The following is a 22,845-nucleotide window of genomic DNA, read 5'->3' as shown; positions in this document are numbered from 1 at the left end:
CCCCAACGCCGCCGCCGCGCCGCCGCGCCTGCCCGGCGCCCGCGAGCTCGGGCTGCCCCGGGCCGCGCGCGAGCTCTACACCAAGCTCAGCCAGGAGCGGCCCGGCGACTGGACCGCCCTCGCCGCCCGCTGCCAGGCCCACGCCGCCCGCTTCGAGGAGCTCACGGCGACCAACGAGTTTCTCCCGGTCCAGGAGGCCCGCAAGCTCGCCGCGCGCCTCCCTACCCTGATCGAGCGGGCCCGCGCCAGCGACGAGCCCTGCGCCACGCGCCTCGCCTGGATCGCCGGGCGCTACTTCGAGATCGCCGACGACGTGGGCGATGCCGGCGATGTGCGGGCGCAGGGGCTCGCGCCCGTGCAGGTCCCGCAGGGCGCGGGTGTAGGCGCTCACGCGGGTCACGCCCTCGCCCTCGTTGAGCAGGTTCATCATCAGCTCGGGCTGGGTCGGGATGCGGACGCCGTCCCAGGCGTCGAGGCCGATGCCCGAGCGGTTGGCGATGATCGTCGGTCGCGCGCGGGCGACGACGGCGACCATCTTGGGGCTCCACTGGGCGTGCTCGGGGCTGAGGGCGTGGAGCTCGGCGAGGGCCTGATGGAAGGACAGGCCGCGGCCTCGCTGGCGGAGCACGACCTCGAGGTGCTCGCCGGCGGCCTGGATGGCGTCGAGGCCACCGACGAGGTCCCGGGCCGCGAGGCCGAGGCGGCCGTCGCCGGTCGGGAACACCGGGAGCGAGGTCCGCAAGGAGTTGAAGGTTGTGTCGAGGACCTCGACGCGCTCGCTGAGGCGCTCGCGCAGCTGGGCCTCGGAGATCGGCCCGCCCGCGCGCTCGAGGATCTCGACGGCGGCGTCGAGGAGGTGGACCCGGGCCTGGGGCGAGCCGCCCTCGAGGGCGAAGCGCTGGCGGCCGAGATCCTCGACCTCGCCACAGCGCCGCAGCATGCTCGTGAGCAGCCAGGGGGTGATCCAGTCGGGCAGCCGGACCTCTTCGCCGGCCAGATCGAGCAGGTCGTGGGCCATCCACTGACGGTCGGGGCCCTCGCGCTCCATGATCCGCCGGGCCAGGGGGACGAGGCGCCGCTCCCAGAGGTCGAACTCGGGGAAGTGCCGGGCCAGCGCGACGTGGCCGCGACGGACGATCAGGCAGGCGTCGGGCAGCGCGCCGCGGCCGAACAGCTGCTGCAGCTCGCGCACGCTCACGGGGCCGTCGCGGGTGGCCATGTAGGCCAGGATCCGGCCGCTCCTCGACTGGCCGACGTGGAGGACCTCGGTCGGGTGATCGGCGTCGTCGAGGACCAAGGTGGCCTCGGCCCGCTGGATGAACAGGCCGCGCAGGTCCGACTCGTCGTCGCGGAGCTGCTCGCCGACGAGCTCGAGGAAGACCGAGTAGGGGGCCGGCCAGCTCGCGTCGCGCAGGGCCCCGGCGAGGCCCTGGTAGGCCAGCTCGGGCTCGCGCCCGCGCTCGCGGGTGAGCAGGAGGTCGTCGCGGTCCCAGCGGTAGGCCTGCCAGTCGTCGGGCAGCACGCGCCGGGTCAGGTAGCGGACGAACTCCGGGCGATCGACGAGGGGCTGGAGGAAGGGGTCGTCTTCGAGCTCGCTGAGCCACAGGTAGGTGGCGTCGCCGCGGGCCTCGGCCAGGGCCGCGCGGAGCCGGCTCATCCAGCTCGGGTCGGCGCGGAGCCGGACGAGGCCGCGCCGCTCGAGCTGGCGGACGCGCTCGCGGGTGACGCCGAGGGTCGCGCTGATCGCCTCGAGGGTCTCGGCGTCACGCAGGGCGCCGCTGCGGCGCAGGACGACCTGGGCGTCGCGCTCGTCGAGGTGCGAGAGCCGAGCCTCCCAGAGCTCGAGGACCGTGGCGAAGGCGTCGGGGTCGAAGCTCTGCTCGGGGTCGGCGGAGGTGCCGCTGTCGAGGTGGGCGGGCGTGGGGTAGCGGCGCGCGAACTCGACGATCTGCTCGAGGGTCCCGGCCAGGGTCGTGCGCCCGACCCCGCGAGCCTCGCGGATCTCCTGCTCGGGCCGGGCGACGAGCTCGCGGACGGTCTCGATCGCTTCGCGGTGGCAGAAGGTCAGCATCCGCGTGGGCGGATCGAGCTGCTCGATCCCCTGGGCCAGGATGTGCTCGGGCAGGACCTCGGCGAGCTGGTTCCAGCCGGGGTCTTCGAGGTCTTCGAGGTCCTCGAGGGTCGGCGCGGGCGCGCGGATGTTGGCGAGGTCGAAGCCCTCGGGCCAGGTGAGCTCCGCGCGCTCGAGCGCGGCCGCGAGCTCGTCGATGGTCTCGCCCGGCGGCTCCTGGGCGAGGAGCCCCTCGACCTCACGCAGCGAGGTCTGGCCGAAGGCGCGCAGCGCGAGCAGCCCGGCGCTGGTTAGGGCGACGGGCTGATGCACGTACTCGAAGCCCTCGCGCCGAAAGACGTTGGTGGTCCGGGCCGAGAAGTGAAAGCGCGACAGCGGCCGGGCCAGGAGCTGGCCGCGCAGCTGCTCCACGCTCGGGCCGCGGTCCTCGGGCGCCAGCTGCTCGAGCCAGGTCCGCAGGGTCTTGGCCCGGCGCTCGGTCGTCGCGGGCGCGAGGTCGGTGGCGTCGACCAAGAAGGCCTCGGCCGAGGCCGGGTCGACGCCCCAGAGGCTGGTCTTGGACCACCGCGCCCAGCCCTGGCCGATCGCGCTGCGCTCGAAGCCGCCGCGGAGGAGCTCGAGGGGATCGGCGCCGGTCTCGACGAACTCGATGACGCTGGCGCTGGGTTGGCCCGCCGCGTCGATGAGGCCGAGGATCTGGGCCGCGCAGCGGTAGTACATCGCGTCGCGGCCTCTATAGATGAGGTCGCGGAGGGCGAACTGGCGGTAGTGGAGTAAGACCGCGTACTCGAGCGCGCGCTCGACACGGTCGGCCTGGGGCACGGCGGATGAGGGCAGAGGCTCGAGCATCGAGGCGCCGAGCCTAACGTAAAGCGAGCCTCAGTGGTGATTTTCGCCGGTCACGACGGGTCGCCCTGTTCGGGCGTTGCGAGCAGTCCGCGCGCGCGCATGAATTCGCGCAGCTCGGGCCAGCGCCGGGCGAGATGATCGAAGCGCCCCGGCCGGATGCCGTGGAGCAGCGCGTTGATCTCGCGGCCCGAGTGGAGCCCGCGGTAGTTGTCTTGGCGCTCGCCGACGCGCGCGAGCGCGTAGGCCTCGAGCAGCTGGAGCATGCGGATCCCGGCGCCCGAGACCGTGCCCTCGATCGCGTCCCAGCTGGTCTCGAGCGCGCGCAAGAGCTCGTCCCAGTGGTTGCGGCGGGCGGCCATGAAGGCGTCGGCGACGAACCAGTGGCGCTTGAGGTTGGCGGCGCAGCGGTGGCCCTCGGCCCGCCAGCGGTCGGCGGCCTGGGTGTCGCCGTCGAGCACGCAGGCCAGCATCGCCGAGGCGTAGACGGCCGGGGCCAGGCTCTGGAGGGTCCGGCGGTTGCCGAGCCAGCCCGACTCGACGACCGCGCGGATCCTGGCCCGGGCGTCGCCGAACTCACCGCGGCGGATCGAGACCAGGGCCCGGTAGTAGGCCGCGAAGGGCCGAATGTTGGCCGGGGTTTGGCGCGCGCTCAGGAGCTGGTCGAGCAGCGCCGTGGCCTCGTCGGTCTGGCCGAGATCGAGCAGCTCGCGGGCGCGCTCGTTGGCTGCGATCGCCCGGTGGGTGTTGCCGCGGCGGCGGAAGGTCCAGGCCAGCAGCCCCGCGAACAGCAGCCCAAAGGAGAGCCAGGGCCAGCCGGTCAGGTACCAGCCGACCAGCGCGAAGAGCTCGGCGCCAAGGACCGCGCCGAAGGCCCGCATCGAGACCTCGCGCGGCTTGAGCAGCCGGGGCAGCGGGGCGTCCTCGCGCACGGCGAGCTCGGCCTTGTCCGTGGGCTCGCTGGGATTGTCCTCGGTCGTCTCGTCGACCACGAGCGGGATGATAGTCGAAGCGAGTTCCACGTGCCCGAAGTCCGTTCCGGGTCATGCAGGGGGCTGAGCCGCACCCCGGGCTGCGAGCTCTTCGCTAGGTGCGAGTCGCGCATGGTCGATGTGGGCGTCGACCCCCTCGAACACGACGCCGTCCAGTAGGTGCCGCAATCGCTGCTTCGAGAAGTGACCTACGAAGCACCGCCTCCAGCCCGGCTTTGGCTATTCGAACTCACGGAAGGTGAGGTTGACTCGAGGCTCGGTGACCCGCTTGCGCCTCGGGATAGCGTGTTGCCAATTCCCTTGGGTCTCTCCGCCCATCACCAACAGGCTGCCATGGGTGAGCTTGATGTTTCGCTTCTCGGTCTTGTCGTCGGTGCGACGCAAGAGAAAGTCCCGCTCGGCCCCCACGCTCAGACTGGCGATGAAGGGCGACAGGCCGAGGCCGGGCTCGTCGTCGGCGTGCCAGCTGACTGTGTCGTTGCCGTCTCGGTAGTAGTTCAGGAGGACCGAGTTGAAGTCGCGCTTGGTCGCTCGCTGGACCGCCTCGCGGACCTCGAGAAGCTCGGGGATCCAGGGGAGCGGCCTCATCTCGATTCCCGACCACAGGTAGACCTGGCCTGGGTCGCCGTACCACTGCTGCAGCCGCGGGAGGTCGTGCTCCTTCCCGAATATCTTGATCTTGTCCTGGCGCCACGGGACAACGTCGATGAGCCGGCGCAGGAGCTTCGTGGCGGCCACCGGGCCCAGAAAGCTTCGCTTGATGCAGATGAGCGCCCCAGGCGCAGAGATCTGCTCCCAGCCACGGGTTGAGGGCTCTGCCGGGGCGGCTGGTGGCTCGATGAAGAGGGCGGGCTGGGTCATGGCTGTACGGATGACTAGATCACATTACCCAAGACCGCGCCACCCTGACCTGGGGCCGTGGTCTGGGTCGGATCAGCGGCTCAGCCAGCGCCATCCAGAGTCAGCTTCGAACCAGCAGGCGGTGACTTGGGTGAAGCTGTTCCACCGAAGGCCAGTCCGCCGTCGCCGCTCCTGGACTCCCCGGCCTTCAGGGAGCAGGCGATCTCTGTAGCAGGGCGCGAAGCTCCCGCCGTAGTCTTGAAAGCTGATGACAGGCGGGCGGCCCGCCAATCCCAGTACGCTCGAGACGACCTGCCAGAAATCCTTTGTTGAGTGCTCGTGCTTCATGTCCACCAGGACGACCCGCTCGACCCTGGCCTGGAGGTCTTCGAACCACCGCGCGAGAGAGCTTGTGTCCGCCACCGGATCGATGAGCCCGACGATGTGGTTCATGACCATCGGCAGCAAGACTGTCGACCCCTCGGGAAACGACCTGGCCTCGACCGGCCGTGTGCGCCTTGCCGAGCACTGCGGTGGCGCGTCGGCGGGGAAATGATAGCCCGAGTAGGTCTTGAGCTCTGTGGGCCCGATGATGTCCTCGAGCAGCCGCGCGTGCGACGAGAGCTTTCTGACCCACGACCAGTCGAGGGCATCGAGGGCCCACAACTTGCTCTCCGGTATGGGAGGCTGATCGAAGAACCAGCCCATGAGGCAAAACTGGGGCCCCGCTCCGACAGAGACGACTCGCGTTGAAGATGGTGTCCCAACAGGCTCGACGAGGTCCCGTATCGCCCACCACGTCGCCACGGACTTGGCGAAGTACATGACGCTGTAGGTCGCCTGGTTGACTGGGTGTGTGTAGGTTTGGACGGTGTTCTCGTGGCCGCGGAAGTCTGAGCGATCATCATGCTCGGCGTAGCAGTCATCCAAGAACACTCTGCACAGCTCCAGGCGGTCCTCTGAGATTTCCATCGACTCAGAGTAGAACGGCCGAGGAGGCCGCGTAAACTGCGCAAGCGCTCACCCGCTGTGTGGCCGGTCCACACAAGACTTTGCTCGCGCTAGCGAAAGTCCTCGGCCCGGACGCCGTACTTTCGCAGCAGCCGGTAAAAGCTCTCGCGCTCGATCCCGGCCCGTGTCGCGGCGGCCGCGACGTTGCCCTGGGCGGCCGTCAGCACGGCCTGGAGGTAGCGGGGCGCGATGTGGTCGCGGGCTCGGTCGGTCGTCTGCTGCCAGGTCAGGGTGCTCAGCACGGCGTCCTCGCCGAGGTCCGGATCGAAGACCGGGTGACTGCGCAGCTCGGGCGGCAGGTCGTCGACGTCGATCACGGCTCCGGTCGCGAGGATCGCGGCTCGCTCGACGGCGGCCTTGAGCTGGCGGACGTTGCCGGGCCAGGGGTAGGCGCGGAGCAGATCGAGGGCCGCGGGGCTGAACCCGCGGGGGACCTCGGCGCGCTTGTCGGCCTCCTCGGCCAAAAAGCGCCGCGCGAGCAGCTCGACGTCGCCGCCGCGCTCGCGCAGGGGGGCGAGGCGGAGCACGGCGACGTTGAGCCGGTACCACAGATCTTCGCGGAAGGTCCCGCCCGCGACCATGCGCTCGATGTCGCGGTGGGTCGCGGCGATCAGCCGGACGTCGATGTCGCGCTCGCGGGTCTCGCCGAGCCGACGAATGCAGCGCTGCTCGAGCACCCGGGTCAGCTTGGCCTGCAAGCTGGCCTGCATGTCGCCGATCTCGTCGAGGAACACGCTGCCGCCGTCGGCGTCCTCGAACAGCCCGGGGCGGTCGCGGGTCGCCCCGGAGAAGGCCCCGCGGACGTGGCCGAACAGCTCGCTCTCGAGCAGCTCCGAGGGGATCGCGGCGCAATTGACCGCGACGAAGCGGCGCTCGGACCGGGCCGAGAGCGCGTGGAGGGCCCGGGCGATCCGCTCCTTGCCGGTCCCGGTCTCGCCGAGGACCAGCGCGGTCGCGTCGCTCGGGGCCACGCGCCCGACGAGCTGGGCGAGCTCGGCCATGACCGGGGCGCGACCGTAGACGCCCGGCAACAAGGTGTCGGTCTCGGCTTCGGCGGCGGCGGTGTGGCTCGCGGCGCGGCCGAGGGCGCGGAGGATCACGGCGCGCAGATCCTCGGGGTCGAAGGGCTTGGACAGGTAGTCGTAGGCGCCCATGCGCATGGCCTGGATCGCGGTCGCGACCGTGGCGTAGGCGGTCATCAGCACGAACACCGCGCCGGGCTGGGTCCGCTTGCAGGCCTCGAGCACCGCGAGGCCGCCGACCTCGCGCATCTCGAGGTCACACAGCACGACCGCGACGGCCTCGCGCTCGAGCAGGTTGATCGCGGCGGCGCCGTCGTTGGCGGTCAGGACGTGGGCGTCGGCGCGGAGGATCTTCTGGACCAGGCGCAGCATGTTGGGCCGGTCGTCGACGACCAAGACGCGGGGCAGGGTGCTCATCGTGGGCCTGGCTCGCTTCGTTTGGGGGGCAGCGGGAGCTCGATGACGACGCGGGCGCCGGGCTCGTCGGGCTCGTCGGGCGCGGCGGCGTAGATCCGGCCGCCGTGGGCCTCGATGATCCCACGGCTGACCGCGAGGCCGAGCCCGCTGCCGCCGCGGCGCTCGGAGAAGAAGGGCTCGAACACCCGCTCGCGCTTGTCGGGGGCGATGCCCGGGCCGCGGTCGCGGACCTCGAGCACGTAGCTCGACCCCTGGGGGCGCCCGCGCAGCTCGACCGTGGTCGCGTCCTCGCTGGCGTCGGCGGCGTTGCGCAGCAAGTTGGCCAGGACCTGATGGATGCGCACGGGGTCGAGCTCGAGGGCCCCCGGCTCGACCTCGGTCGACGGCGCCCGCCCGCCGAGCTCGTAGGTCGAGCAAAAGCGCCGGACCGCGTCTTCGACGAGCTCGTCGATCTGCACGGGCTCGAGCTCCAGCGCCGGCTCGCGGGCGTAGCTGAGCAGATCCTCGACGATCCGCTGGCAGGCCGCGGCCTCCTCGTCGAGGATCTCGAGCTCCTCGCGCAGCTCGGACGGCTCGACGGTCGGGAGCATGGTCTTGAGGTAGCCGCGGATGACCCCGATCGGGTTGTTGATCTCGTGGGCGATGCCCGCGGTCAGCTGGCCGATCGCGGCGACACGCTCGGTCCGCAACAGCTCGGCCTCGCGGGCCTCGAGCTCGACGGCCATCCGGTCGAGGGCGCCGCCGAGGGTCGCTAGCTCGGTCGTGTCGAGGGCGTCGTCACCGACGCGAAAGTCGAACTCGCCCGCGCCGAAGCGGCGGGCGGCGGCGGTCAGGCGCGCGAGCGGGGCGAGCACGGCCTTGCGCAGCTGCACGGTGATGACGACCGCGGTGACCCCGAGCAGGACGACGCCGACGATCCCGACGACGATCGCCAGGCGCGACAGCTCCAGGGCCTCGCGCCCGGTCTGCTCGGCGCGACGATCGAGGGCCTCGACGATCGCGTCGGCGGCGGCGGTCGCGGTCCGCAGCAGCTGCGCGGAGCTGCGCTGATGGGCGCGGATGGTCTCGCGGTCGCCGGCGAGCGCGGCCGGGACCAGGCGCTTGCGATACTCCTCGTCGATCGCCCGGCTGGTCTCGCGCAGCTCGATTAGAGTTTCGCGCTCGGACTCGGGCACCCGCGGGAGCAGCTCGCTGACGCGGTGCTCGATGTCGGCGATCCAGTCGTGGTGGTGAGGGACCTGCGCGCGGTCGCCCTGGATGACGGTGTGGGTCTCGTGGAGGTAGTGCTCGCGGACCGCGAGCGCGAGCCCGAGGGCCTCCTGGGCGGCGAGGCCATCGGCGCGGGTCGTCTCGAGCGCGGCGGTCACGCGGACGTGGAGCGCGAGGATGCCGGCGCTGAGCAGCCCCGCGATCACGACCAGCAGGGCCAGCGAGGCCGCGATCCGACGGCCGAGGGTCGGCCCGCTCGGCGGCCCGGTTGTCGCTCGCGACGGCGCCACGCTTGGGTTCATAGCATTGGAGGATATTCTCGCCCCGTGCTCTCTCGTGCACGACCCCGGACGCGGCCGCTGCGGCGCGCACATGGCCGCTGCGCGCTGCCGCCTGGGTTCCTCGCCCTGGCCTTCTTGCTCCTGACCCTGCTGCTGCCCCGCTTCAGCGCGGCCGCGCCGGCGGCCGAGCCGACCGACCTCCGCCCGGTCATCGTCCCCGGGCGCGAGGCCGAGATCACCGCGCTGTTTCAACCCTACGCCGTCGGCGAGGAGCTCGCGCCGGGCTGGGCGCTGCACTCCTTCTCGCTCGACGTCAGCACGATCAACGTGTGGATCTCGGGCCCCGACCAAAGCTACGCCCAGCTGAGCCTCGATCACCTCGACTACGCGCCCCCCGACGCCCGCGCCCTCGACGGCTTCGCGCTGAAGGTCGTCGAGCAGCCGCCGGGCAGCGCGGCGGCGGTCGAGGCCCTGGTCGCGGCGATCGAGCGCAACGACGACGGCTCGTTTTGGTCGACCGACGTGGTCTACGCCGGCGAGCCGCGCGAGCACCCCTACGACCTGGCCTGGGATCGCAAGAAGCTGGTCAAGACCCTCGGGATCTGGGCTCGGGACGGCGTCGTGTTCTTGGTCGGGCTCACGCTCACGCTCCTGGTCCTCGTCGCCCACAAGCTCCGCGGCGCGCAGACCTGGATGAAGTGGTCGCTGCTCGGCGTCGTGATCCTGGCCGGGGGGCTACGGCTCACGCTCTCGCCCGAGGTCGCGCTGGCGCCGTGGCCCTACACCCGGCTGCTGATCTCGGCCGGCAAGATCTTCCACGGGCCGGGCCTGGCCGCGCTCCACCCGGACCCGGTCTGGCTGAGCGACGCGATCCTCGACAGCACCTTGCTGTTCTCGCTCCTGGCCCCGCTCGCGGTCTACGTCCACGCCCGCTACCTCCTCGACGACTGCCGCGCGGCGCTGATCGCCGCGCTCGTCGTCGCGATCTTGCCGCTGCACCTGCGCTTCTCTCACAGCGACGCGGCCTTCATCCCCTCGATCACGGTCAGCTCGACCGTGTTCGCGCTGATCCACGCGGCGACCCGCGAGCGCTCCCAGCTCGGCGGCTGGATCGCGCTGGCGCTGCTCGGGGCTCCGCTGGCCCTGATGTACGACGTCCGCCCGCTCAACATGATGTACTACCCGCTGCTGCTGGCGACGGCCTTCGTCAACGGCGGGCTGCACACCGACAAGCCCAAGGCCGACCGCGTCCGGGTCGTGGTCGCGTTTGGGGTCATCAGCGCGGTGACCTTCGGGATCGGGGTCCCGAACCTGCTCGAGCATTTTGGCGCCCAGGTCAGCGAGGGCATGAGCCTCAGCACCTTGAGCTCCGCGCTCAGGGTCATCTTCAGCCCCCGGCTCAACGAGCTGATCAACCCGATCTTCACGCCGCCGGGGCTCACGCTCTTGGCCGTGCTCGGGGCCGTGGATCTGTGGCGACGCGGCCGGCGTCCGCTGTTTTGGTTCCTCGTCACCTGGCTGCTCGGGTTCCTCGTCGCCCACGCCTACGTCATCCCGAGCTCCATCTACATGCAGGCCCGCTACCACCTGCACCTGATCGTGCCCTACATGCTCCTGGTCGCGTGTGGGGCCGACGCGAGCTTGCGCTGGCTCGCGGCCGAGCGCGAGCGCAGGCCGTGGCTGGCCGGGCGTCGCTACGACCTCGTCCGCGGGGTCGGGCTCGCCTACGTGCTCGCCTCGCCGCTGATCCACCTGCACGGGGTCCGCTACGTCGGCTTCAACGACGCGCAGGAGTGGCTCTTCGTCCACGCCCAGCGCGAGCGGATCCCCGCGCAGTGCACGGTCATCGAGTACACCGGCGACGGCGCGGACATGCGCTTTCGTCGGGTCGGGAGCTGGGTCGAGAACGGGGTCCCGCGCGAGCGCTGGCGGGTCGTCGAGATCCCGCGCGCCGAGGCCGGCGAGCCCGAGCTGCCCGAGAACGTCCGCGCGCTGCTCGAGGATCCGCCCGAGTGCCTGTACTGGTACGAGGGCCTGCCCTGCGTCGGGGCCAAGCCCGTCGAGGAGCCCAAGGCCGCGGCGTGTGACGCGATCGAGGGCTTCGTCGAGCTCGAGGAGGTCGCCGCGACCCGCTTCGAGTCGGAGCCCTACGACGAGAACCTCGGCGAGGGGCTCGGCGACCGCACGCACATCGAGCTGGGCCTGTTTCGTGCCCGAGCTCGGGACTGACCTAGCCGCACGCTTTGCGACGCTCTCGGGTGCCCCGTGGTGATTTAATCGGACCCGCGCGGCCCGATAAAGCTCGTGCAGTGCCGGCTCGTATTCTAGCTTGAAAGTAGACAATTCGTGGTCGAGGCGGCCACGCGAGCGCTGCATCGCAGTGCCAATTGTATCCTGAAATGTTCTGAGTCCGATCGGCATCTCGCCGGTCGGAGGGTTGCTGTGGATCGCCCTCCCCGCAGGCCCTCAATCGCCAGGGCATCGAAAGCAACCATATGAAACGCAACGCTGCCGTTCTAGCCTTAGCACTCACCGCCAGCGGAGGGTGCGGCGACAATGACCCGAATGACACGGGCGAGAGCCGATACTCGAATGGGAGTCTCGGCGCGGATGGCGAAACGGGAGCGAGCGACGAGGCCGCGCCTTCGGATGGCGACGGGGATGGCGACGGCGACGGAGACGGGGACGGCGACGGAGATGGCGACGGGGATGGGGACGGGGACGGCGACGGCGACGCGGACGGCGACGGCGACGCGGACGGCGACGGCGACGCGGACGGCGACGGAGACCCGGACGGCGACGGCGACGGCGACGGCGACGGCGACGGAGACGGCGACGCGGAGTGCCCCGAGGTCTCCGAGGCCGCCGACATCGTCGCCGTGCCTGTCGACATCATCTTCATCGTCGACAACTCGGGCAGCATGACCGCTGAGGCGGGCTTCGTGCAGGCCGAGATGAACGGCTTCTCGAGCCAGATCGAGATGAGCGGGATCGACTACCACGTCGTCTTGATCTCCTCGTATCCCAACAACGGCAACGGGATCTGCATCGATCCCCCCCTCGGTGGCGGCGGCTGCCCCAACGACGACGAGGATCTGCCGGTCTACCGTCACGTCAACGACCTCGTCGGCAGCCACGACGCGCTCATCACGATCATCCAGACCCACGAGCAGTGGGAACCCTCGATTCGCGAGGACTCGATCAAGCACATCGTGGTCGTCACCGACGACGAGTCGGGCCTCACCGCGAACGCCTTTGACACCCAGTTCAAGGCCCTCGACCCCGCCTACGAAGACTACGTGTTTCACGCGATCGTCTGCCCCTGGGACTGCCTGCAGGCCGCGGGGATCGGGCAGAACTACATGGACCTCATCAATCAAAAGGGCGGAGTCCTCGGCGACCTCTGCGCCCAGGACTTCCAGCCGGTGTTCGACGAGCTCGCCGACGCCGTCATCCAGGGCACGCCCTTGTCGTGCAAGTTCGACATCCCCGAGCCGCCGATGGGCATGATCCTCGATCCGGAGCTCGTCAACGTCGAGCTCACCGACGGAAACAACGGCGCCGAGGTGATCCCGAAGGTCAGCGACGAGCTCGACTGCATGAACTCGCCCGAGGGTTGGTACTACAACAACCCGAACGATCCGATCGCGATCTATCTGTGCCCGCAGACCTGCAACAAGGCCCAGAGCTATGCCGAGGGCACGCTCAACGTCAAGTTCGGCTGCGAAAGCCTCATCCCCCAGTGAGGGCAATGAGGGGATAGCTCGCCGCCAGCCAAACGTCCGAACGCCCTACAGCTGAGCTTGTAGGGCGTTCGAGCATGGGCCTCGAGGCCTCGAGCCTTCGAGGCGTCAAGGATAGCTCTCGCCGTTGGGGATCGACACGCTGGCGAGCTCCTCGGTCCGGCCCTCGGCCGGTCGCTCCTCGCGGACCTTTCCGATCCCCGGCGCGTACCACGACAAGACCCGCTCGCCGGCCTTGGTGCCGACGGTCCGGACCCGCTCGACCTTGACGCAGCTGAAGGTCCCGGCCCCGACCGTGACGGTCTCGTCGACGGCCAGGACCGTGTAGCGGTGGCCCCGAGGCTCGACCTGGGGGTTCAGCCCCGCGCCGTCGGTCTCGGTCCGCTCGTAGAGGAACTCCTCCATGTGCCCGGGGGTCTCCCAGCCGTCGTCGGCGCGGACGAAGCCCGGATCGTAGTCGACGATCTCGATCGGGCCGCCTTGGGTCATGATCTCTTTGTGGACCCGGGCGGTGATGTCGCCGTCGCGGGCGATGACGCTCTTTGTCCACTCACCCTTGTCGTTGGGGTTGTCGGTCAGGACCCAGGCTGGCTCGCCGTCCCACTCGACCTCGGTCGCGTCGACGACCTCCATGCCGAGGACCTGGCCCTTGTCGTTGCTCGCGATGTAGACCCAACTGGCGCCGTCGACGAGGGGGTAGAGGCTGCCGTCGGGGTCGGACGGGCCCTCGTCGCCCTCGGTGTCGTCGGTCTCGGCCTCGCCTCCGTCGAGGCTGTCCTCGCCGTCGAGAACGCCGACGCCCTCGTCGGTGTCACCGAACTCGGATCCCGGCGGCGGCTCCTGGCCGCACGCGAGGCTGAGCGAGGGCAGGACGAAGAGCGCGAGCCGTGACCATCGAGCGCGAGCGCTGGAGGTGGAAGAGGAGGAGGAGGAGGAGGAGGAGCTTGGAGTGGTGTTCATGTCATACCAGCCCGGGCAGCGGGCCCGTACCGAACTCTGGGTTGCCGAAGGTCTCGGTCTCGATGCCCATCGCGTTGAGCAGCGAGACCATGAGCTTGTTGTGGCCGACATCGCCGTCTTGGGTGATGTAGCGGCCGGTCTTGAAGTAGCCGCCAGCGCTGCCCGCGAGCAGGTAGGGCATGTCATGACGCGAGTGGTTGTTGCCCTTGGCCTGCTCGTTGGTCCACAGGATCACGGTGTTGTCGAACACCGTGCCGTCGCCCTCGGGGATCGCCTTGAGCCGGGTGATGAGATAGGCCAGCTGCTCGGCGTACCAGGCGCTGACGAGGGTGTTTTGGGCGATCTTGACCGTGTCTTGATCGCCCTTGTGCGCGAGCGAGTGGTGGCCCTCGACGATCATCGGATCCACGAACGAGAACACGTGGTTCGCGGCCGAGCGGGTCCACATGATCGTGCCGACCCGGGTGATGTCGCAGGCGAAGGCCATGGCCATGAGGTCCATCTGGAGCGCGCCGATGACCGGCATGTTGGCGACGACCTCGGGGTCGATGTACGCGCCCTGCTCCAGCGGCTGGCACGCGCCGTCGAACTTGATCACGCCCTGGTCGAGGCGCGTGCGGATGTCCTCGATCGCAATCAGGTGGTTGTGGAGCTTCTCGCGGTCCTCGACCCCGAGCCGGTCACGCAGCGCGCGATGTTCGTCGGCGACCGAGTCGAGGACCGCGCGCTGGCGAGCCGCGCGGCGCTCGACCGCCATCGGATCGGCGATCGCGTCGCCGAACAGGCGCTCGTAGGCGGCGTAGGGGCTGTTCTCCGGGGGCAGGGGCTGGCCCGCGGAGCGGTAGTTGATGCGCGAGCCGACGTCCGAGCCCTGGACGGCGACGCCGAGCTCGAGCGAGGCGAAGGGCGTGGCCTGGCCGACGTGGTTGGCGACCTCCTGGTCGAGGGAGATGCCGCCGGCCCAGCCGGCCGAGAGGCCCGCGTCGCCGGGGAAGTCGCCCTCGAGCAATTCGGTCGCCGTCAGGCACTGGCCCGTGCCCTTTTGGTGGGCGTCGCCGGGCCCGCTGAGCGACGAGAGCATGTCGATGCCACCGAGCACGAGCAGGTCTTGCTTGTGAGCCTCGAGCGGGGCGAGGATCGGCGAGAGCGAGAAGTCGGTCTCGGACCCCGTCGGCCAGAAATTCTTCGCGATCGTGCCGTTGGGCGTGTACATGATCAGCAGGCGCTTGGGCGGGTCGCCCTCGCCCGCGCGAGCCCGGCGGCCGCGCATCGCGTTGAGCAGGGGCAAAGAGATCGCGACGCCGCCCAGACCCCGCAGGATCGTCCGACGGCTGAGATGATGACGCTTGTGCTGGCTCATGACGCCTCCTCGGCGCTGACGGCTCGGCGGTAGCGGAACGCGTCGGTCTGGGTCAGGGAGATGATCAGCTCCTTGATGTCGTAGTCGGCCGCGGCGAAGGCCTCGTTGATCTCGTCGATCGAGCAGGCGTCGTCCTCGGTCTCGACGCGGCCGTAGCCGAAGCGAAACCACTGGGTTGCGACGCAGTTCTTGACCTGCTCGCTGCGCCCGAGCAAGGTCGCGAGCTCGACGACGCCGTCGTAGGGTCCGTTGATGTCGAGGGTCTCGACCAGCTCACCGCTGGCGTCGATCTCGAGGCCCCACTCGGTCTCGCGGTAGCGGCCGATCCCGTCGAAGTGCTCGAAGCCGAGGCCGATCGGGTCCATGAGCCGATGGCAGCCCTCGCACAGCGGGTCGGCCGAGTGCTGGGCGAACTGCTCGCGCGTGGTCTGGCTCTCGTCGACCGAGGGCGGCTCGGGCACGATGTCCGGCGGCGGCGGCGGGGCCTGACACAAGAGGGTCTCGCGCACGAACTTGCCGCGATGGATCGGCGATGAGCGATCCGGCTTGGAGTAGAGCGCGAGCAGGCCCGCGTGGGTCAAGAAGCCGGCAAATTTGCTCGGGTCACGGTTGACGCGGACGAACTCCGACCCGCTCGGACCCTCGACCCCGTAGAACTCGGCCAGGGCCTGATTCATCATGGTGTAGTCGGCCGTGAACAGGGTCTCGACGCTGGCGTCCTCCTCGAACACCGCGTAGTCGATGAACGCCTCGGTCTCCTTGCGCCACAGCGGCAAGAGCCCGTTGTTGAAGTCAGGGTAGATCTCGGGGTTCTTGCCATTGGCCGAGATCAGGGGCTCGATCTTGCCCAACTGCAGCCATTGCCGGTGGAAGTTCTTGACGGCCTCGCGGGCGCGCGGGGTGTCCATCATCCGCCGGGCCTGCTGCTCGATCTGCGCCTTTGTCCGGAGCTCGTCGGCGTCGGCGGCCGCGAACAGGGTCGCGTCGGGCATCGTGTTCCACAGCAGATAGGACAGGCGCGAGGCGACCTCGTAGGAGGTCAGCGGGACGACCTCGTTGCCGTCGGGGTTGGGCATGCCGAATTCGACGCGGTACAGGAAGTGTGGCGATTGCAGCATCGCCTGGATCACCATCTCGACCCCGACCTCGGGGGCGTAGTCGGTCTCGCCGAGGGTCGCCCCTTGTTCGAAGAGCGCGAGGTGGCCGTCGACCTCGGCCTCGGTCAGCGGCCGTCGATAGGCCCGCTTGCCGAAGCTGCGGATGAAGGCGTCGGCGTCGCCGCTGCAGCTGTCGGAGTTGGCGCCCCCGCCCGCGCAATTTGGCAGCTGGGCGATGAGTGCCGGCGTGTGGGTCGCCGCGAGCTCCTCGGCGGCGCCCATGTAGTGCTCCGCGAGCAGCGGGCTGACGACGAGCGCGGCGGCCTGGTTGTCGAAACCGGCGGCCTCCTCGTCGGGCGGGAAGGCGTTGGCCGGATAGCTAGAGTCGCCCAATAGCTGATATACGGTGTTGTTGTATTCGACGCGCGTCAGCCGACGAATTGGCGTCGGGCCTGGTTGGGTCGAGCCCGCGCAAGACGGCGGGCGAATATCGGTCGCGGGCTCCGCCTCGCATGCGGCGAGCGCCGCGGCGGGTAGGGCCATAAGACCGAATAGGATGTGCGCGTTGATACGCATATAAACCTCGCTACAGTGCCAAGCTAATCGCCCGTGCGCCGCCGGGCAAGCTTCCAAACGCCGGCAACAGATGCGGCGCGCTTGGAATTGTGTACAGTTGATCAAAATGTAGAAAATGAGGATTTGTGTGACACTGTAAGGGGCGGAGTTGGCAATGGACACGCGTCTCCCTCAACCATCCTATCACCACTACATGATCTCCTGTTCGGCCGCGCTGCTATTGAGCTTCGGTTGCGAAGCTCGAGACGAGCCCGACGACGTGGTCGCGCTCGAGTGCGACATCCCGCAGTTGTTCGCGGACCGCTGCGGCGGGTCGACCTGTCACGGGGCCGGCGAGTCGACCGCCGCGGGCTTGGATCTGACGACGCCGGGTGTCGAGGATCGGGTCTCGAGCATGCCAGGAATGAGCTGCGTCGGGGTCCTCGCCAATCCTGCGGTCCCGGAGCAGAGCTTGCTCTACGAGAAGGTCGCGGGGGCGCCGAGCTGCGGCGCGCCGATGCCAGTCAATGGGGATCCGCTGACCGAAGACGAGCTCGCGTGCATGCGTGACTGGATCTCCGGGCTGCTGCCCCCAGGTGGCGGCGGCGGTGGCGGCGAGGGGTCCGAGACCGGGATGGACACGGGCGGTCAGGAGACCGTGTGCGAGGCCGGGGCGGTCGAGGACTGCTACAGCGGCCCGCCCGAGACCGTGGACGTCGGGATCTGCGTGGGCGGGATGCGGACCTGCGCGGCCGATGGGACCAGCTGGGGGGCGTGCGAGGGCGAGGTCACCCCGCGGGGCGAGGACTGCCTCACGGCCGATATCGACGAGAACTGCGACGGCAACACGCCGGCCTGCACCGAGCTGTGGAGCCGGAGCTTCGGCGACCCGATGTCCCAGGGCATGCGCAGCGTGGCCGTGGACTCGGCCGGCAACATCTACAGCGTCGGAGACTTCGAGGGCGTCGTCAGCTTCGGCGCCGAGCCCCTCGCGGCCGACGGGGTGAAGCACGACCTCGTGATCGCGAAGCACGACCTCTACGGCAACCCCATTTGGAGCAAGCACTTCGGCGACACCAGCAATCAATACGCGTCCAAGGTCGTCGTCGACGCCGCGGACAATTTCTATTTCCTGGCCCGGATCTTCGGCAACGTCGACTTCGGCGGGGGCAAGCTCCACGGCGAGGGCCAGGGCGACCTCGTGATCGCCAAGTTCAACCCCAGCGGTCAGCACATCTGGAGCCGGCGCTTCGGTGACCTCGACCCCGATCGCGCCGAGCGGATGGCCGTCGACGGCCAGGGCGACCTGCTGATCACCGGCAGCTTCGCGGGCAGCGTTGACTACGGCGCGGGCTTGTTCAGCAGCGCGGGCCTCCGCGACGCGGTCGTGATCAAGCTCGACGGTGACACGGGGGCGCACATCTTCTCGCGCCAGATCGGCGGGGCCGGGGATGACTACGGCTTTGGCATCGGCGCCGATCAGGCCGGCAACGTGGTCATCGCGGGCCGCTTCCAGGAGTCGATCGAGCTCGGCGGCACCCTCAACAGCGCGGGCGGCATGGACATCTACGTCGCCAAGCTCGAGCCGAACGGGGCGCTGCTGTGGAGCGAGAGCTTCGGCGGGTCCGGAGACGACGGCGTCCACGACCTCGAGGTCCAGCCGGTCACCAACAACATCGTGCTGACGGGCTACATGTCCGAGACCATGAGCTTCGGCGGCCCCGACCTGGTCAGCGCTGGCGAGCGGGACATCTTCCTCGCAACCCTCGACCCCGACGGCGGCCACGTGTGGAGCGCCGCCTACGGCGACTCGACCGACCAGTTCACGAGCACCTTCGAGATCAACACCTGGCTGACCCTCGCCCTCGGTGCCAACGGTGACATCTACCTCGGGGGCTCGCTGATGGGCGTGGCCAACTTCGGCGGCGCCGACGTGTCGTCGGCGAGCGAGAAGCCCGACGTGTTCTTCGCCAAGCTGAGCGCCGACGGCTCGCTGATCGCCAGCAATCGCTACGGGGGCATCGGCACCGACATGGCCCTCGACATCGCGGTGACCGCGACGGGCCACAAGATCCTCGCCGGACGCTCCTTCGCCAGCTCGATCGACTTCGGGGTCTCGGGCGTGGTCTCCTTCAACGGCGGGAGCGACGGCTTCATCGTCAAGCTGGCCCCCTGAGCGCGGACGGCACTCGCGCGCCTCGGGCTCGTCGCCGTGGCTCGATCGGCGAGGACGGCGAGGAGCCCGAGGCGGGCCCGCCGATCCGTAGTAGGCTGCGGCGGATGAGCGCCCGCAACGGAGGCGAGACGGCCGCGCGCCTGAGCGTCGAGCTCGAGGCCAAGCTGGCCAAGCGCCTGCTCTACGAGTGGAACGCGATCAACTACACCTACTTCAAAGAGGCGCTGCGCCAGCCGGTCTTGCGCCTCTCGGACACCCGCCAGCGCCTCGGCCAGTGGCACGGCGAGCTGCGCAGCCTCGAGGTCTCGCGCACGCTCGTGCTCGAGCGTCCCTGGGCCGAGGTCGTCGAGGTCCTCAAGCACGAGGTCGCCCACCAGTTCGTCGACGAGTGCCTCGCGGTCGAGGAGACCGCCCACGGGCCCGCCTTTCGCAGCGTCTGCGAGCGGCTCGGGATCGACGGCCGGGCGACGGCGAGCCCGGTCGCGGGCGAGCCCGACGACGACCCGGCCACGCGCACGGTCGCCCGGATCCGCAAGCTGCTCGCGCTCGCCCAGAGCCCCAACCAACACGAGGCCGAGGCCGCGGCCACGGCGGCGCGGCGGCTGATGCTCAAGTTCAACATCGAGGTTGACCAGTCCGAGACTCGAGAGCCCGAGGGCCGCCGCTACGGCTACCGCCACCTCGGGCGGCCCTCGGGCAGGATCTTCGAGCACGACCGTCGGCTCGCCGTGATCCTGACCACCTACTTCTTCGTCGAGGGCCTGTGGATCCCGGTCTACCGCCCGCTCGAGGGCAAGCGCGGCAGCGTGTTCGAGATCTGCGGGCTCGAGGCCAACCTGATCATGGCCGAGCACGTCCACGCCTTCTTGACCGCGACCGCGGCCCGGCTGTGGTCCGAGTACAAGCGCGAGACCGGGCGCAGCTCCAACCGCGATCGCCAGGCTTTCTTGGCCGGCGTGATGAAGGGCTTCGCGGCCAAGCTCGCGGCCCAGAGCGTGCAGTTTCAGGAGCAGGGCTTGATCTGGGTGCCCGGGGCCGAGCTCGGCGCGTACTTTCGTCGCCGCTACCCGCGGGTCCAGACCGTGCGTCGCGGCGGCGCCCGGCGCAACGAGGCCTACAGCGAGGGCCACCGGGCCGGGCGCGACATCGTGCTGTCGAAGCCGGTCGAGTCGGGCTCGAGCAAGGCGCGGCCCAAGGCGCTGCGCTCGGGCGGGTGACGCATGACTGACGCCGGGCAGCGCCGCGCTCGTCGGACCTGGTATCGCGAGCCGCTGATCCAGTTCGCCGCGATCGGGCTCGCGCTGCTGGGCGGGGCTCGGCTCGTCGGGCTCGCCGAGCCGCGCGCGACGATCGTCGTCAGCGACGACACCCTCGCCCGGCTCGAGGCCGACCTGACCCGCTCGCTCGGTCGCGCGCCGACCGAGGCCGAGCTCGACGCCTCGCTGCGGGCCTGGGCCGACGACGAGATGCTCTACCGCGAGGCGCGAGCGCGGGGGCTCGACCGCAGTGATCCGATCATCCGTCGGCGTCTGACCCAGAAGATGCAGTTTTTGCTCGAAGACACCGCGGGGGTCGAGGCCATGGACGAGCTGCGCGATCGCTACGAGGTCGTGATCGAGGAGCCTCGATGAGCCCGGGCCGCGCCGCGTTTGCGCTGCTGCTCGCCGTGCTGGCGCTGCTCGTCGCGGCCCCGGCCTCGGCCCACGAGTTTCGCTCGGGCTTGCTGCGTGTCGAGCCGCTTGACGAGGCCGCGCACCGCTACGAGCTGGTCTTGCTGACCCCCGAGCTCAGCAGCGCCGGGCCGATCCCCGACGGCGAGCTGCGCCCGATCGTGCCCGAGCACTGCGCGCTCGAGGCCCGGGGCGCGGTCACCTGGCAGCTCGACTGCGGCGAGCGGGGCCTGGTCGGGACGCTCGGCGTCGACGGCCTCGACCGCCACCCGATCGACGTCGTCGTCGACCTCCGCTACGCCGACGGCACCGAGCTGAGCGCGGTCCTCGGCCCCGACGAGGCCAGCGTGACCCTCGACGGCGCGGCGACCCGCGCGGGCTCGGTGTTCGTCGACTACCTCGGCCTGGGCGTCGAGCACATCCTCCTCGGCATCGATCACCTCCTGTTCGTGCTCGGGCTCGTGTTGCTGGTCGGCGATCGCAAGACCCTGCTGTGGACGATCACCGCGTTCACCCTCGCGCACAGCCTGACCCTGGCCAGCGCCGCGCTCGAGCTCGTCACGCTGCCCGGGCCGCCGGTCGAGGCTGGGATCGCCGTGTCGATCCTGCTGCTCGCCCGCGAGCTCGCGCTCGGGCACGACGACGAGCAGCAGCGCGACACCTTGACCTGGCGCTACCCGTGGCTGGTCGCGTTTGGCTTTGGGCTCCTGCATGGCTTCGGCTTCGCCGGGGCCCTCGGGGAGATCGGGCTGCCCCAAGACCAGATCCCGAGGGCGCTGCTGGCCTTCAACTTGGGCGTCGAGGCCGGGCAGCTCGGGGTGATCGCGGTGTTGTTGCTGAGCTTCGCCGGTCTTCGGCGGCTCGCGCTCATCGTCAAGCCGAGCGCGAGGACCGAGGAGCTGGTCCGGCGTGCGCCGATCTGGGCGATGGGCGGGCTCGCGTTCGCGTGGACGGTCCAGCGGGTGCTTGGCTTTTGGACCTGAGCCCTACTCGGGGCCCTGCCGCGCTCCTTCGAGCACGCTGCCCAGCGTCTCGAGCAGGCGATCGCTGAGATCGACGGGCGCCCGCGGGCCGACGCTGAGTCGGACCACGCCCTCGGCCGCGGTCCCGAGGGTCTCGTGGGCGAGGGGCGCGCACTGTCGACCGCCCGAGACGATCACGCCGCGGGCAGCGAGCGCGCTCGCGAGCCCACTCGCGGACCAACCCTCGACGGTCAGGGCCAGGGTCGGCATCCGCGAGCTCGGCGCGCGCGGGCCGTGCAAGGTGACGCCCGCGAGCTCCTCCAGACGATCGGTGAGCTGCGCGAGCGCGGCCCGGGCTCGGGCGAGACGCTCGCGCTGCTCGGGCGCGTCGAGCCACGCGAGCCCGGCGACCAGGCCCGCGAGGGCCAGCCGATCGACCGAGCCCGTGTCGCAGTAGCCGGGCGTCGGCGCCGGCTCCGAGCCGCGCCGCGGCGAGCTCATCTCGACCCGAGGCGCGACGTAGAGGCCACCCACGCCCCACGGGGCCTGGAGGCCCTTGTGGCCGGCGAACGCGAGCAGATCGACGTCGAGCTCGGCGACGTCGAGATCGACCCAGCCGGCGAGCTGGGCCACGTCGAGCAGGACCATCGCGCCGTGCGCGTGGGCGAGGCGCGTGAGCTCGTCGACCGGCAAGACCGCGCCGGTGACGTTGGCGGCCGCAGACATTGCGACCATCCGGACCCGGCCGCCACCGAGCACGCGCTCGAGCTGCGCGAGGTCGAGGGGCGCGCGGCCGTCGGGACCCACCACGACGTGCTCGACACCGCGGGCGGCGAGGCCGAGGACGGGCCGAAGCAACGCGTGGTGCTCCCAGCCGCTGGTCACGATGCGGTCACCTGGTTGCCACGGATGATCCTCGATGCCCACGTTCAGCGCCGCCGTGCAGCCCGGCGTGAGCAGGAGGCGCTCGGGATCGCTGATCCCGAACGCCGACGCCACGGCCCGATGCTGACTCGCAAAGGCCTCGGCCCAGCTCCGCGGCGAGCTCTGCAGGGCCTCGCTCACCGCGCGTTGAACCGGGGCGGGCTTGGGCCAGCTCGTGCCTGCGTGGTTGAGGTACAGCACTGGAACAAATCAGAGCACACTCTCTCGACTCAAACGAGCGGCGTTCGGCGCGGTGCGCCCGCGGGCTCATCACCGACTGGACTCCGACTGGTCGAGGAGCCGCCAGCCGTGCGACCTTCCCTGTCATGAAGACGTCCATCACCAAGGTCCTCCTCTCGCTGACCTGCGTCCTCGGCCTGACCGCTTGCGGCGGATTGATGAAGGTTCAGCGCGCCGTCGAGGCCAAGGGCTACGAGGTCGAGAAGGTCGGCGTCAGCTCGGCCAGCGGCCAGGGCCGAACGCTCACGGTCTACACCGAGGACACGCTCGACTCGGCCCAGAAGCAAGAGGTCGTCGAGACGGCCAAGGAGGTCTACCCCAAGGCCGAGACGGTCAAGGTCGTCAAGGGCGACGGGTCCGGCGTCGGCTCCAGCAGCGGCAGTAGCGAGAGCAGGCCCAACACCGGACCCAAGTCCAAGCCCAACCAGTAGGGCGTGAGCTCGACCGAGGGGCCGCGCCCGGGATCGGG

Annotated in this window: 17 protein-coding genes; 7 read left to right on the top strand and 10 right to left on the bottom strand. The window is 70.2% G+C overall.

Features of this window, described 5'->3' with window-relative positions; translation table 11 throughout:
- The 6 genes from ENSA5_RS06630 to ENSA5_RS06605 all read right to left on the bottom strand — a co-directional run.
- Positions 1–2,920 (bottom strand): DNA-directed RNA polymerase subunit alpha C-terminal domain-containing protein (locus ENSA5_RS06630; RefSeq protein ID WP_219906740.1); only part of this gene is annotated, 2,920 nt, incomplete at its 3' end.
- A gap of 50 nt (positions 2,921–2,970) precedes the next feature.
- Positions 2,971–3,909: a hypothetical protein gene (locus ENSA5_RS06625; protein ID WP_106390781.1), complete on the bottom strand. Its 939-nt coding sequence runs from the start codon at positions 3,907–3,909 to the stop codon at positions 2,971–2,973.
- 219 nt (positions 3,910–4,128) lie between these two features.
- Positions 4,129–4,770: an alpha-ketoglutarate-dependent dioxygenase AlkB family protein gene (locus ENSA5_RS06620; protein WP_106390780.1), complete on the bottom strand. Its 642-nt coding sequence runs from the start codon at positions 4,768–4,770 to the stop codon at positions 4,129–4,131.
- Between the two features lie 72 nt (positions 4,771–4,842).
- Positions 4,843–5,721, bottom strand: a complete 879-nt coding sequence (locus ENSA5_RS06615; RefSeq protein WP_106390779.1) for a hypothetical protein — start codon at positions 5,719–5,721, stop codon at positions 4,843–4,845.
- Positions 5,722–5,810: 89 nt separating this feature from the next.
- Complete coding sequence (locus ENSA5_RS06610; RefSeq protein WP_106390778.1) at positions 5,811–7,199, bottom strand: sigma-54-dependent transcriptional regulator; 1,389 nt, start codon at positions 7,197–7,199, stop codon at positions 5,811–5,813.
- Positions 7,196–8,698: a sensor histidine kinase gene (locus ENSA5_RS06605; RefSeq protein WP_181197445.1), complete on the bottom strand. Its 1,503-nt coding sequence runs from the start codon at positions 8,696–8,698 to the stop codon at positions 7,196–7,198. Before ENSA5_RS06605 ends, ENSA5_RS06610 begins: the two co-directional genes overlap by 4 nt.
- A gap of 36 nt (positions 8,699–8,734) precedes the next feature.
- Between ENSA5_RS06605 and ENSA5_RS06600 the strand changes: the two genes are divergently transcribed.
- Together ENSA5_RS06600 and ENSA5_RS37155 are read left to right on the top strand one after the other, a co-directional pair.
- Positions 8,735–10,918: a hypothetical protein gene (locus ENSA5_RS06600; protein ID WP_258182762.1), complete on the top strand. Its 2,184-nt coding sequence runs from the start codon at positions 8,735–8,737 to the stop codon at positions 10,916–10,918.
- 266 nt (positions 10,919–11,184) lie between these two features.
- Positions 11,185–12,435 (top strand): vWA domain-containing protein, encoded by a 1,251-nt coding sequence (locus tag ENSA5_RS37155; RefSeq protein ID WP_181197444.1) that lies wholly within the window; start codon positions 11,185–11,187, stop codon positions 12,433–12,435.
- 105 nt (positions 12,436–12,540) lie between these two features.
- Here the strand turns inward: ENSA5_RS37155 and ENSA5_RS06590 are convergent, their stop codons facing one another.
- From ENSA5_RS06590 to ENSA5_RS06580, 3 genes are read right to left on the bottom strand one after another with little or no spacing between them, the layout of a single operon-like run.
- Positions 12,541–13,392, bottom strand: a complete 852-nt coding sequence (locus tag ENSA5_RS06590) for a TapB family protein (RefSeq protein WP_106390776.1) — start codon at positions 13,390–13,392, stop codon at positions 12,541–12,543.
- Between the two features lies 1 nt (position 13,393).
- Positions 13,394–14,752 carry a DUF1552 domain-containing protein gene (locus ENSA5_RS06585; protein ID WP_106390775.1) on the bottom strand — a complete coding sequence of 453 codons (1,359 nt, stop codon included), beginning with the start codon at positions 14,750–14,752 and terminating at the stop codon, positions 13,394–13,396.
- A complete protein-coding gene (locus ENSA5_RS06580; protein WP_308726534.1) occupies positions 14,749–16,392 on the bottom strand; it encodes a DUF1592 domain-containing protein in 1,644 nt (547 codons plus the stop codon). The genes ENSA5_RS06585 and ENSA5_RS06580 overlap by 4 nt, the downstream gene beginning before the upstream one ends.
- Positions 16,393–16,618: 226 nt before the next feature.
- Between ENSA5_RS06580 and ENSA5_RS06575 the strand changes: the two genes are divergently transcribed.
- The 4 genes from ENSA5_RS06575 (at position 16,619) to ENSA5_RS06560 (ending at position 21,233) form a co-directional block, all read left to right on the top strand.
- The gene (locus ENSA5_RS06575) at positions 16,619–18,580 is read left to right on the top strand and encodes a nucleotide-binding protein (RefSeq protein ID WP_106390773.1); all 1,962 of its coding nucleotides are present in this window, start codon (positions 16,619–16,621) and stop codon (positions 18,578–18,580) included.
- Between the two features lie 104 nt (positions 18,581–18,684).
- The gene (locus ENSA5_RS06570; RefSeq protein WP_106390772.1) at positions 18,685–19,797 is read left to right on the top strand and encodes a SprT-like domain-containing protein; all 1,113 of its coding nucleotides are present in this window, start codon (positions 18,685–18,687) and stop codon (positions 19,795–19,797) included.
- Between the two features lie 3 nt (positions 19,798–19,800).
- Positions 19,801–20,211, top strand: a complete 411-nt coding sequence (locus ENSA5_RS37150) for a hypothetical protein (RefSeq protein WP_181197443.1) — start codon at positions 19,801–19,803, stop codon at positions 20,209–20,211.
- Positions 20,208–21,233, top strand: a complete 1,026-nt coding sequence (locus ENSA5_RS06560) for a HupE/UreJ family protein (RefSeq protein ID WP_106390771.1) — start codon at positions 20,208–20,210, stop codon at positions 21,231–21,233. The genes ENSA5_RS37150 and ENSA5_RS06560 overlap by 4 nt, the downstream gene beginning before the upstream one ends.
- Before the next feature lie 3 nt (positions 21,234–21,236).
- Here the strand turns inward: ENSA5_RS06560 and ENSA5_RS06555 are convergent, their stop codons facing one another.
- Positions 21,237–22,337, bottom strand: a complete 1,101-nt coding sequence (locus tag ENSA5_RS06555) for an aminotransferase class V-fold PLP-dependent enzyme (RefSeq protein ID WP_106390770.1) — start codon at positions 22,335–22,337, stop codon at positions 21,237–21,239.
- Between the two features lie 125 nt (positions 22,338–22,462).
- Here ENSA5_RS06555 and ENSA5_RS06550 point away from each other — a divergent pair, with 125 nt between their 5' ends.
- Positions 22,463–22,807, top strand: a complete 345-nt coding sequence (locus tag ENSA5_RS06550; protein ID WP_106390769.1) for a hypothetical protein — start codon at positions 22,463–22,465, stop codon at positions 22,805–22,807.
- Positions 22,808–22,845 lie beyond the last annotated feature (38 nt).

It is taken from the genome of Enhygromyxa salina (genome assembly GCF_002994615.1).
Classification (GTDB): Bacteria; Myxococcota_A; Polyangia; order Nannocystales; family Nannocystaceae; genus Plesiocystis; species Plesiocystis salina_A.
This window is presented reverse-complemented; position numbering and strand designations above follow the sequence as displayed.